Raw genomic sequence first — 11,252 nt, 5'->3', positions numbered from 1 at the left:
TTTTTTTAAAATTATACCAATCGTTAAAAAATAATTACTTTTCACTCACATACTTCTCTGTAGAGATTAAATGCATTCCCAAGAAAGAGTATCATGGCAGCAATTAAAGAATAATGAGCTTATTTTATGTCCAATTGGTTTCCAAAATGGCAGCCTTACCAAGGTGATATTGACCATCGGCCAGTCTCTACCAATGAATATCTCCCACCCGTACAAAGTGCTGTTTTGGGTATTCAACATGCATTTGCCATGTTTGGAGCGACTGTTTTAGCACCTTTACTCATGGGTTTTAATCCTAACCTTGCTATTTTAATGTCTGGCATCTGTACCATCTTGTTCTTTTTAATTACAGGTGGTCGTGTTCCAAGTTATTTAGGATCAAGTTTTGCCTTTATTGGGGTGGTTGCAGCTGCAACTGGGCATATTACAGGTTCAGGTGCCAATCCAAATCTATCTATGGCTTTAGGTGGAATCGTAGCATGTGGCGTTTTTTATGCCATTATCGGTTTTATCGTGATGCTTACGGGTACACGCTGGATTGAAAAACTCATGCCGCCTGTCGTGACTGGCGCGATTGTAATGATTATTGGTCTAAACCTTGCACCTGTTACGATTAAAGGTGTTGCAGGCCAACCATTTGAAATGTGGATGGCCTTAATTACTGTACTTTGTATGGGCAGTATTGCAGTCTTTACTCGTGGCCTATTGCAACGTTTACTTCTGTTGATTGGTTTGATCTTGGCATATGTGATTTATGCTATCACCACCAATGGGCTAGGTTTAGGTAAACCAATCGATTTTAGCCAGATCTCACAAGCCGCATGGTTTGGGATTCCAAGCTTTTCACATCCTACCTTTGATACGAATGCTATGCTAATTATTGCACCAGTTGCACTTATCTTAGTAGCAGAAAACCTAGGACATATTAAAGCTGTTGGCGCGATGACTGGTGAAAACCTGACTCCACAATTAGGTAAAGCATTTGTTGCAGATGGTTTGGCAACAACATTATCTGGTAGTGTCGGCGCTCCAGGGATGACCACTTACGGCGAAAACATTGGTGTGATGGCAGTCACTCGCGTGTACTCAACGATTGTTTTTGTGATTGCTGGTGTCTTCGCAATTTTCTTAGGTCTATCTCCAAAATTTGGCGCGGTAATTAGTACGATCCCAAGCGCAGTTTTAACAGGCGCGTCTATTGTTGTGTTTGGTTTAATTACCATTGCTGGGGCCAAAATCTGGATCGAAAACAAAGTCGATTTTTCTAACAATAAAAATCTGATTGTGGCCTCAGTAACTATTATTTTGGGTGCTGGAAACTTTGAATTATTGTTCGGTAATTTCAATTTAGGTGGTATTGGTACAGCAACGTTTGCAGCTATTATTTTAAACTGGCTGTTTAGTTTAAAAGATAAAACCTAAATTCTAAAAGGCAGCGCAAGCTGCCTTTTTTCATTCCGATTTAGTATGATGAATTTTTGCATTTCAATACGTTCCCTATCATGCGTTTTGATTTTTTTGATTTACAGCTGGTTCTTCATATTGTCTCGACTGGTAGCCTCACCAAAGGCGCTGACCGCTCTGCGATTTCACTTCAGGCGGCGAGTGAACGTATAAAAAAACTTGAACAGTATTTTGAGACCCCTTTATTTATTCGCCAAACCACAGGCGTAGAGCTCACCACAGCTGGACATGCATTTGTAGAACATGCTCGTCAGCTTTTAGCTCAAAAAGATCAACTCGAACAAGAAATGCAGCGTTTTAGGTCACCTACATCAGAGTCATTAACACTTTGGTGTAACTCTTCTGCTCAAAGCGAATATTTGCCTCCGTTATTACCGCAATATTTGGTGCTTCATCCCGAAATGAATATTGATTTACATGAGGCAGAAAGTTCAGAAATTGTAGAGGCATTAACGCAAGGAGTTGCAAATCTTGGGCTGGTCTCAAGTTTTTTTGATACCCGCCATTTGCAAACTAAGGAATTTGCTAGTGATCCATTAGTTCTGATTTGTCCTCCTACTCATAATTTAGCTCAACACCAACAGCTGAATTTGGTAGAGGCTTTAAGTTATGGTTTTATTGGCCTTAAACCCCACCATTCGTTGCAACAGTCCATCGAAACTCAAGCTAAGCTATTAGGCTTTAACATACAGTACCGTTTGCGCTTACCTAATTTTGGTGCGATTGCTGAGGTAGTCGCCAAAGGTGTCGGAATTGCGATTATGCCAGCTCGTGCCGCACAGCGTTTGCAATCGGACTATGACTTTCATTCCATTCAACTGCTAGGTGCTTGGGCAAATCGTAAACTGCTTTTGGCTACACAAAATTTCAATCAGCTCCCTAACAGTTATAAGCAATTTGCCGATTTTTTATTGCAACATCGCCCTTAAAAATTTGGTTTAGTGCAAAATCATATAAAGCCCTAATGACACCAAACCTATAAAAAAGATACGACGAAATAACTGCTCATTTAACCGATAACGGATTTTTTTACCTAACCACATTCCAACGAGCGCTGCCAACAATGCAGCAAAAGATAAACGATAATCCAATGCCATTCCCGACATCGGGTTGTGGTGTAAAAAGACTGCAAGACAGATGGTAGAGACAGTAAACGTTAGTCCTAAAGCCTGAACCAACTCATCACGCTTTAAATGTAAAGACTGCAAATAAGGAACGATTGGAATAATAATGACACCAGTTGCTACAGTCACTGCCCCGCCGATATATCCAATAATCGGTGATAGCCAACGTTCATACTTCCCTAAGTGTGGAAGTTTCTTCACGCACAGACCATAGAGTCCATATAAGGCCAACATACAGCCCAATAAAATCTCACTACTATGCCCATGACTTTGACTTAAAGTGGGTAGAAAGCTCCATATTGAGCCCACAACAATGCCCACAAGCAAAGTCCAGAAACGGCGAATAAAAGCCCAGACATGTCCTTCAGCAAAAAGTTGCCAGACATTGGTGACCATTGAAGGAACTATCAGAAGAGAAGCTGCCTGAAAAGGGCTCATTGCGATGGTCAGTAAGCCCATAGATACTGCGGGCAATCCTAAACCAATCATGCCTTTAATCATGCCAGCGAAGGCAAAGACCACTATAATAATTGCTAAAAAAGTCACTGTTTATCTCCGATTCCTTAAAGGATATGCTACGGAAAAAACAGGTATTGCCCTATTCTTGTTTTTAGAAGTAGGCCTCAATTAAAAGTTGAGGCTGTTTTATATTTCTCTTCTAATACATTGCTAAAAATACTTTCGATCATCCATACACGATACAAGCTATTAAATACGTAGGTCTGACCATCAATACGCAGCTCTAAAACCGGTAAATCAGGCTGATGCTTGTCTTTGCAAAGTGCATCATTTTGCACCAAAACAGATTGAACATCTTGGTCGGTTAGCTGCTCAATCCCAAGTTGCTGCTGTAACTGTTGAAAATGTTTTAAGAAAGATAAATCTTTTCCTTTCGTCCAAACTGCCTGCAATATTGTAAAAATTGTATCGATTTGCTGATTCTCTTGCACACTATAGAAAAGCTTTGCCATCTCTAATGTGCTTTCCTCAGTAGGACGACAAAATGGCGTAAAGGCCACACCTGTTCGTTTAGAAACACGTGTTGCCAAACTCCAGTCAAACCAGTCTCGACCTTGATAACTTAAAGGGTAAACTTTTAGTTGAATATCATAATAATCAGCCAGCTCTTCCTTGATATAGGCAAGTAACAGCCAACTCATTGGATCTTCTAAAGCAATATAGATATCAAGCTCAGGATGAAGCGTCTGAATCTCGGTAAGTGCCTCAGCATCATTAATCAAATGTTCACGCCATTCGATATGATTAATTAAAAAAATTGGATTGCCCGTCAGTAACTTTTGCTGCTTCAGACGACGAGTTAAACGTAGTAAATCATCTACTGCGTGATATTTACGTCCACCAAATTCAAAGTATGCCGCAGGTACAGGCTCATCCGTAAAAATGCGTTCTGAAAAATGTTGAGGAAGCTGATGTTTAACTGCCATGGCATGTAAAGTACGTAACTTTCCATATTGTTGCTGCCAAAGCATGTGGAAAATATCTTCTAGTAAATGGAAGAAATTCTGACCTTGTAATGGGGTTCTTTTTAATATGACTGCCGCTTGTTTTAAAGATTCTGGGCTTGGGATTTCTGGAAACTCATCAAAGCCGAAACGATGTTGTTTGGCTAATATCTTGGCATCATTTAGACAATAATTCTGCCACTCATCATGCGACATGCTGTTTGGAGGTTCAGAAGCTGTATGCGAAATAATAATTTTTAAAGGCTTAAGTTCATCACTTAAAATTTCATCTAGCTGAGACAATTGCTGAACAGCTAAGTAGCTATACACATCATCAAGTCGTAAATAAATACTTAAACCATTTTCCGTGGGTAACACCGCTTGACGAGAAGGCTTTTGGTAAAACCAGCTCGATCGAATAGGGTCAAACCAACGGCGTAGCAGTGACATGAGTGGTGCCTCTAAAAAATAAATCCTAAGCGAGATCAAAGATTGTTTTGATCATAGTGCAAGGTAAAACAGTAGTCGAGATTGAAATATAACTACCTTAGTTTACGCAGAAAATAAGTCATGTTTTTAGCAAGTTTCTACGTAGGTGAAGATTTTATCACCATTTTATGGCAAACCCATAGAATGATCTAAAAACACCTTTTTCTACAAGCTGATTTTTTTTACCAGACATGAAAAATGCACCCTTAACATGATAGCAATTCATCGTGTTAAAGGGTGCATGATTCCTAATCAATTATTAAAATTGAATATTTTATAGAACGCGTACAGCTCCTTTCGCTGCACTTGTTGTATGCATTGCATAAACTTTTAACGCTTTTGATACTTTACGTTTACGTTCTTCTTTCGGATGCCAGCCTTTTGCTTCTTGAACTGTACGGCGATGCGCCATAGTCGCGTCATCAACGTTTAAGTGAATGGTACGGTTTGGAATATCGATTTCAATGGTATCGCCATCTTCAACCAAACCAATTGCACCGCCTTCAGCCGCTTCTGGTGAAACGTGACCAATCGAAAGACCTGATGAACCACCAGAGAAACGACCATCTGTTACCAATGCACAGTCTTTTCCTAAACCTTTCGATTTAAGATAGCTAGTTGGGTACAGCATTTCTTGCATGCCTGGACCACCACGTGGACCTTCATAACGAATCACAACCACATCACCAGCTTTAATGTCATGACCCAAAATTGCATCTACAGCTGCATCTTGGCTTTCAAATACACGTGCTGTGCCCGTAAATTTCAAGATTGATTCATCAACGCCTGCAGTTTTCACGATACAACCATCAAGCGCGATGTTGCCGTATAGAACAGCTAAACCACCATCTTTAGAGAATGCATGTTCTGCATTACGGATAACGCCTTTTTCTCGGTCGCCATCTAATGTTGAATAATAGCGATTTTGCGAGAATGCAACTTGAGTTGGAACACCACCTGGTGATGAACGATAGAATTCATAAACGTCTGCATCTTCAGTACGAATAATATCCCACTTATCCAACGCATCTTTTAAAGTTTTCTCGTGCACTGTCGGTACAGATACATCAAGTAAATTCGCGCGATCAAGTTCACCTAAGATCGCCATGATACCGCCAGCACGATGAACATCTTCCATATGAACGTCTTGTTTTGCAGGCGCTACTTTAGACAGTACAGGAACTCGACGCGATAATTCGTCAATATCATCCATTGTAAAATCAACTTCTGCTTCACTTGCCGCAGCCAATAAATGCAGAACGGTATTGGTTGAACCACCCATTGCAATATCAAGGGTCATCGCATTTTTAAATGCAGCCTTGGTTGCAATTGAACGAGGTAAAATGCTTGCATCTTCTTGTTCATAATAGCGCTTAGCTAATTCAACAATAAGTTGGCCTGCTTTTAAGAATAATTTTTTACGGTTTGCATGCGTCGCAACAATCGAACCATTACCCGGTAAAGATAAACCTAAAGCTTCTGTTAAACAGTTCATTGAGTTTGCAGTGAACATACCTGAACATGAACCACAGGTTGGACATGCCGAACGTTCAAATTCTTCAACTTCTTCGTCTGTATAACTTTCATCAGCCGCAACAACCATTGCATCAACAAGGTCAATCGCTTTTTCATTACCGCGGAACTTAACCTTACCAGCTTCCATTGGTCCGCCAGACACGAAAACAACAGGAATATTCAGACGCATCGCAGCCATGAGCATTCCCGGAGTAATCTTGTCACAGTTTGAAATACACACCATGGCATCTGCACAGTGTGCATTCACCATATATTCAACTGAGTCAGCAATCAAATCACGTGATGGTAAAGAATAAAGCATGCCGTCATGCCCCATTGCGATCCCGTCATCTACTGCGATCGTATTGAACTCTTTAGCAACACCACCTGCTGCCTGAATTTCTGCTGCGACAAGCTGCCCTAGATCTTTAAGATGTACATGGCCCGGCACAAATTGAGTAAATGAGTTGACCACCGCAATAATCGGTTTGCCGAAATCCTCATCTTTCATTCCTGTTGCACGCCATAAGCCACGTGCGCCAGCCATATTTCTTCCGTGTGTCGATGTTTTTGAACGATAGTCAGGCATTAGTGTTTCCAACAAGTTGTGCTTGAGCGGAATTTTTCCCGCTCTGGCGAATGATACTGATATAGCGTTAGATCAGTCGGAATATTGACTCATCATCATAATTTGATCATTCTCCATTCTATAGAAGCAAATAATATTCGGAAAGCCAAGAACAGTAATAGACAGTCAATATTTAGCAAAACTTACATGAATAATTTTTTATTTTTTCATAACCTTTTTTTATCAATAAAAGTTTTTCAATAATTTTTTGTTCACTATTTAAAAACTAAAATGCTCAATCGCCATGATTTTAGGGCTTCAATCGTTTTTCACGTATACTACGCCTAAACTCTTTTTGGATTGCATTTGTGAAAATTATTTTTGCTGGCACCCCCGAATTTGCTGCAACAGCATTGGCGGCTTTATTAAAAACTTCCCATGAAATTATCGCGGTTTATACTCAGCCAGATCGTAAATCGGGTCGTGGACAAAAACTAACGCCATCTCCCGTAAAACAACTTGCACTTGAGCATAATATCCCTGTTTATCAACCCCTTCACTTCAAAGCATCTACAGAAGAAGGTTTAGCGGCTCAACAAGAACTGGCAGCTTTAGGTGCTGATGTGATGGTGGTTGCAGCCTATGGTTTAATTCTTCCACAAAATGTGCTCGATACACCGAAATATGGCTGTTTAAATATTCACGGCTCACTATTACCACGCTGGCGCGGTGCAGCACCAATTCAGCGTGCGATTGCAACAGGTGATGAAGAAACCGGAATCACAATCATGCAGATGGCTGCCGGTTTAGATACAGGCGATATGATGTATAAAACATACTGCCCAATTACTGCCGAAGATACCTCAGCGACATTACATGACAAACTCGCAGCTCAAGGTGCAACAGCAATTTGTGCGGTACTCGAGTCAGAAGCAACACTACAAAAATATTTGGCAGAACGCGAAGTTCAAGACGAAAGCTTAACAGTCTATGCTCATAAACTCGTAAAGTCAGAAGCTCGTATTGATTGGGCAATTGATGCTATTCAAGTTGACCGGAATATCCGTGCTTTTAACCCTTGGCCAGTCGCTTTTGTTCAGCTTGATGAAAATAATGCTCTACGTGTCTGGAACTCTCTAATTTCTAGCCAAAGCAAAGCGAATGCTCAAGCTGGTGAAATTATTGCAATCGATAAACAAGGCGTACATATTGCTTGCGGGGAAAATACATTTATTTGTCTGACTAGCGTGCAGTGGCCGGGTGGTAAAGCATTAAACGCTCAACAAATTGCACAAACTCAAAAACTTCATGTAGGACAAATTTTGCCATGAGTCAGGTTACCTCAAATTCCTCACGTTTTAACCTGCGTGCTCAAGTCGTCCAGACGTTACTAAAAGTTCAGCAAGGCCAATCACTCGCTAGTATTTTAAATACACAGCTCAATCAGGTAGCAGAGCGCGATCGCGCTTTATTTCACGAGCTCGTTTTGGGTACATTACGTCAATGGTTTGCGCTTAAATCAATTAGCCTACCTTTGCTCAGCAAGCCTCTAAATAATGAGACAGTAGAAACCTGTCTTTATGTTGGTCTTTATCAGGTTTTATGCACGCGTATTGCAGCACATGCCGCTATTTCAGAAACAGTAGATGCGACAAAACAACTTGGATTCCCTGCACTCAGCGGTATTGTAAATGCGATTTTGCGCCGAGCTACTCGTGAAACTGATGACTTTCAGCAAGGTTTACAGCAGGCGCATGGCTTACCAAGCTGGCTTTTCAAACGCTTAAAAAAGGATTGGGGTGAACAAACGGAATCTCTCTGCCAATCATTAAAACAAGTCGCACCTTTAACCTTAAGAGTGAACCAGCGTCATATTGGTCGAGATGCTTATTTATCAAAATTACAGAGTTTAGAAATTCAGGCACGTGCATGTACTTTGTCTGAAGCAGGTATTGTTCTTGAACAATCTGTACAAATCACTCAGTTACCTGGTTTTGAACAAGGTTGGTTTTCTGTACAAGATGAACACGCTCAGCTTTGCACAACATTATTGCCAGATTTGAACGATAAAATAGTAGTTGATGCGTGTGCTGCCCCAGGGGGCAAAACTGCTCATTTACTTGAAAAGTTTAAACCTGCTCAGCTCATTGCGATTGATCAGGACCCAAGCCGTTTAGTGCGTGTAACTGAGAACTTAAATCGCTTAGCACTTGATCAAAGTCATACAGAGATTTTGGCAGCCGATGCAACTCAATGGACTCCTGCACAGCCAGTAGATTGTATCGTGCTCGATGCACCTTGCTCTGCTACAGGTGTAATTCGTCGTCATCCTGACATACGCCTATTGCGCCAATCTACCGATATAGCTCAAACCATTGAACTACAAAAGCAGATCTTGGACCACATGTGGCAACAGCTCAAAGTTGGCGGCACATTGCTTTACATCACCTGTTCAATTTTAAAAGCTGAAAATGAACAGCAGATGATGAAATTTTTTGCTGAAAATCCAAATGCAAAAGAGATCAAGATTGATGCTGATTGGGGAGTTGAGCAAACCCATGGTCGCCAATTACTGCCGCAAGCGCAGTCTGGTGATGGATTTTATTATTGTAAAATTCAAAAAATTGCATAAAAAAAGCAGGCTTAAAGCCTGCTTTTTTACTTGATCAGCATTAAAGTGTGTGCTGATCTTTTACTTCTTCTAAAACATCATCTAACTCTTCAGGATGTTTCGATAAATGGATAATGGACAAAGCCAAGCCACCCCATAAAAACACCATCGAAATTACCATCATTACGATTGCTGAAGTATTCATTATTCTATCCTCCTAGCGATCTTTCATTTTGCTTAAAACAATTGCAACGACTGCACAGAAAATCACACTGCCCCAGCCGAATACACCTTGTAAGCTCATACTATAAGTATCATAGCCATTTTTGATCAAATTAAATACAGTCATACTGAGTGTAGTTAACAAGATTAACGATGTAATGACTGTTAAAGTGAAATCCCACCCCTTACCTAATTGAATAGTTGAGATGCGATTTACGTGATCACGAAGTTCCATTAGAGCAGAACGTTTAAACCAAGCTACGGTAATAATAGAAAGTAAAGCACCGCCAATAATACCGATGTTATTGATAAAGTGGTCAACAATATCAACCAGCTTAATTGCGTTTACACTTGAGAATAAAATAATTGATACAAGCGCACTACCACCACCAATAATGGTTACAGCTTTTTTACGACCCCATTTCAATTTATCTTGCATTGCTGCAATAGGTACTTCCAAAATACTCACCATCGAAGAAATACCTGCGACGAAAAGTGAAGAGAAGAATAAGAAACCAAATAAATCGGCACCTGTACCTAAACTTGAGATAATTTTAGGGAATGCAATAAATGCTAACCCAATCCCGCCACTCACAACATCTTTAACTTCAGTACCTGCCGCATGAGCCATAAAACCAAGCGCTGCGAAGATACCAATACCAGCCAAAATCTCTGTTGATGCATTTGCAAAACCAACGATTAAACCAGAACCTGTTAAATTCGTTTTTGGTTTCAAATAAGATGCATAAGTCACCATGATCCCGAAGCCGACAGAGAGGGAGAAGAAGGTATGGCCATAAGCCGCTAACCAAACTTTATAATCCATCATTGCTGACCAGTTCGGCGTAAAGAAAGCATTTAAGCCTTGAACCGCACCTGGTAAACGTAATGATTGAATCACTAAAATAGTGAAGAGAATGAATAATAAAGGCATGAAAATCTTATTCGATAATTCCACACCTTTTTTCACCCCACCATAAAGAATGATTAGAGTAAGTGCCCAAATCCCAACAATCGGCCAGAATAAATGACCTACAAACTGTAAATCAAAACCGGTTGCTTTTGTGGTCTGCAAATAGGTATTAAAGAAGAAACCTTCCGGATCACTTCCCCACATTTGGCCAATAGAGAAGTAAACATAACTACCAGCCCAAGTGAGTACACTTGCATAATACAAACCAATGATGATACAGACACAAACTTGCCACCAACCTAATGTTTCCCCGCCTTTAAATAGGGCACGATACGCTTTAGGAGGTGAACCAGTACTACGATGTCCTACCGCATAATCTAAAAATAGTAACGGTAAACCAGCAGTAATGAGTGCCAATAGATAGGGAATAAGAAACGCACCACCACCATTTTCATAAGCAACGTATGGGAAGCGCCAGATATTACCTAAACCTACAGCCGAACCAACGGCTGCAATAATAAAACCAGATCGTGACGTCCAGTTTTCACGAGAATCTGTCATAGAACACCTAATGTTAAAAGATTACTTATTTTTACTGCTATTGTTGATTGTTATTCCGCATGCAAAAAAAGAACCAAAAAATACTTTTGTGTTTGTAGAAAATAAAAAGCACCTTTTGAGTATTTTTATTCCCTTAACAAACAAGCAAAAATAGAAAATTCTTCCTTAAAGATTTTTGTCCATTTTTTGCCCCTATATAGCTGAACAATACCTGTTTTTATTTCTTTTTACTGTAATTTCCGTCAGAAATTTTACGAATTTTCTGAGTTTTTTTCACAATTGGTTATTTTTCAGCTAATATTTACGTTCTACTACTTGTAGA

Annotated in this window: 9 protein-coding genes; 4 read left to right on the top strand and 5 right to left on the bottom strand. The window is 40.1% G+C overall.

Features of this window, described 5'->3' with window-relative positions:
• Nucleotides 1–126 precede the first annotated feature (126 nt).
• Nucleotides 127–1,422: a solute carrier family 23 protein gene (locus KIP84_RS00150; protein WP_002119102.1), complete on the top strand. Its 1,296-nt coding sequence runs from the start codon at nucleotides 127–129 to the stop codon at nucleotides 1,420–1,422.
• An 80-nt stretch (nucleotides 1,423–1,502) separates the two neighbouring features.
• The gene (locus KIP84_RS00145; RefSeq protein ID WP_213689092.1) at nucleotides 1,503–2,393 is read left to right on the top strand and encodes a LysR family transcriptional regulator; all 891 of its coding nucleotides are present in this window, start codon (nucleotides 1,503–1,505) and stop codon (nucleotides 2,391–2,393) included.
• A gap of 9 nt (nucleotides 2,394–2,402) precedes the next feature.
• On the opposite strand, the gene KIP84_RS00140 is transcribed toward KIP84_RS00145, so the two are convergent.
• The 3 genes from KIP84_RS00140 to ilvD all read right to left on the bottom strand — a co-directional run bounded on the left by KIP84_RS00140 (nucleotide 2,403) and on the right by ilvD (nucleotide 6,644).
• Nucleotides 2,403–3,134: a sulfite exporter TauE/SafE family protein gene (locus KIP84_RS00140; RefSeq protein WP_213689091.1), complete on the bottom strand. Its 732-nt coding sequence runs from the start codon at nucleotides 3,132–3,134 to the stop codon at nucleotides 2,403–2,405.
• A gap of 77 nt (nucleotides 3,135–3,211) precedes the next feature.
• A complete protein-coding gene (locus KIP84_RS00135) occupies nucleotides 3,212–4,501 on the bottom strand; it encodes a hypothetical protein (RefSeq protein ID WP_213689090.1) in 1,290 nt (429 codons plus the stop codon).
• Nucleotides 4,502–4,814: 313 nt separating this feature from the next.
• Nucleotides 4,815–6,644, bottom strand: coding sequence for a dihydroxy-acid dehydratase (gene ilvD / locus KIP84_RS00130; protein WP_039766669.1), 1,830 nt, complete (start codon nucleotides 6,642–6,644; stop codon nucleotides 4,815–4,817).
• 347 nt (nucleotides 6,645–6,991) lie between these two features.
• On the opposite strand from ilvD, the gene fmt reads away from it, so the two are divergent.
• Both fmt and rsmB read left to right on the top strand, forming a co-directional pair.
• Nucleotides 6,992–7,954, top strand: a complete 963-nt coding sequence (fmt, locus tag KIP84_RS00125; RefSeq protein WP_213689089.1) for a methionyl-tRNA formyltransferase — start codon at nucleotides 6,992–6,994, stop codon at nucleotides 7,952–7,954.
• Entirely contained in the window at nucleotides 7,951–9,255 is a 1,305-nt protein-coding gene (gene rsmB / locus KIP84_RS00120) for a 16S rRNA (cytosine(967)-C(5))-methyltransferase RsmB (RefSeq protein ID WP_213689088.1), read from the top strand. The genes fmt and rsmB overlap by 4 nt, the downstream gene beginning before the upstream one ends.
• A gap of 40 nt (nucleotides 9,256–9,295) precedes the next feature.
• Here the strand turns inward: rsmB and KIP84_RS00115 are convergent, their stop codons facing one another.
• Nucleotides 9,296–9,439, bottom strand: a complete 144-nt coding sequence (locus KIP84_RS00115) for a methionine/alanine import family NSS transporter small subunit (RefSeq protein WP_002119126.1) — start codon at nucleotides 9,437–9,439, stop codon at nucleotides 9,296–9,298.
• 12 nt (nucleotides 9,440–9,451) lie between these two features.
• Nucleotides 9,452–10,930 (bottom strand): sodium-dependent transporter, encoded by a 1,479-nt coding sequence (locus KIP84_RS00110; RefSeq protein ID WP_017481897.1) that lies wholly within the window; start codon nucleotides 10,928–10,930, stop codon nucleotides 9,452–9,454.
• Between the last annotated feature and the right edge of the window lie 322 nt (nucleotides 10,931–11,252).

It is taken from the genome of Acinetobacter sp. BHS4, assembly GCF_018454425.1.
Taxonomy (GTDB): Bacteria; Pseudomonadota; Gammaproteobacteria; order Pseudomonadales; family Moraxellaceae; genus Acinetobacter; species Acinetobacter pittii.
The sequence above is the reverse complement of the archived record's forward strand: the minus strand, read 5'-3'. Positions and strand labels throughout refer to the sequence as shown.

Bases quoted from the DNA above. Each gene is read 5' to 3' on its own strand.
- KIP84_RS00150 (WP_002119102.1), top strand. From the start codon at position 127: ATGTCCAATTGGTTTCCAAAATGGCAGCCTTACCAAGGTGATATTGAC.
- KIP84_RS00110 (WP_017481897.1), bottom strand. From the start codon at position 10,930: ATGACAGATTCTCGTGAAAACTGGACGTCACGATCTGGTTTTATTATT.
- rsmB (WP_213689088.1), top strand. From the start codon at position 7,951: ATGAGTCAGGTTACCTCAAATTCCTCACGTTTTAACCTGCGTGCTCAA.
- KIP84_RS00145 (WP_213689092.1), top strand. From the start codon at position 1,503: ATGCGTTTTGATTTTTTTGATTTACAGCTGGTTCTTCATATTGTCTCG.
- ilvD (WP_039766669.1), bottom strand. From the start codon at position 6,644: ATGCCTGACTATCGTTCAAAAACATCGACACACGGAAGAAATATGGCT.
- KIP84_RS00135 (WP_213689090.1), bottom strand. From the start codon at position 4,501: ATGTCACTGCTACGCCGTTGGTTTGACCCTATTCGATCGAGCTGGTTT.
- KIP84_RS00115 (WP_002119126.1), bottom strand. From the start codon at position 9,439: ATGAATACTTCAGCAATCGTAATGATGGTAATTTCGATGGTGTTTTTA.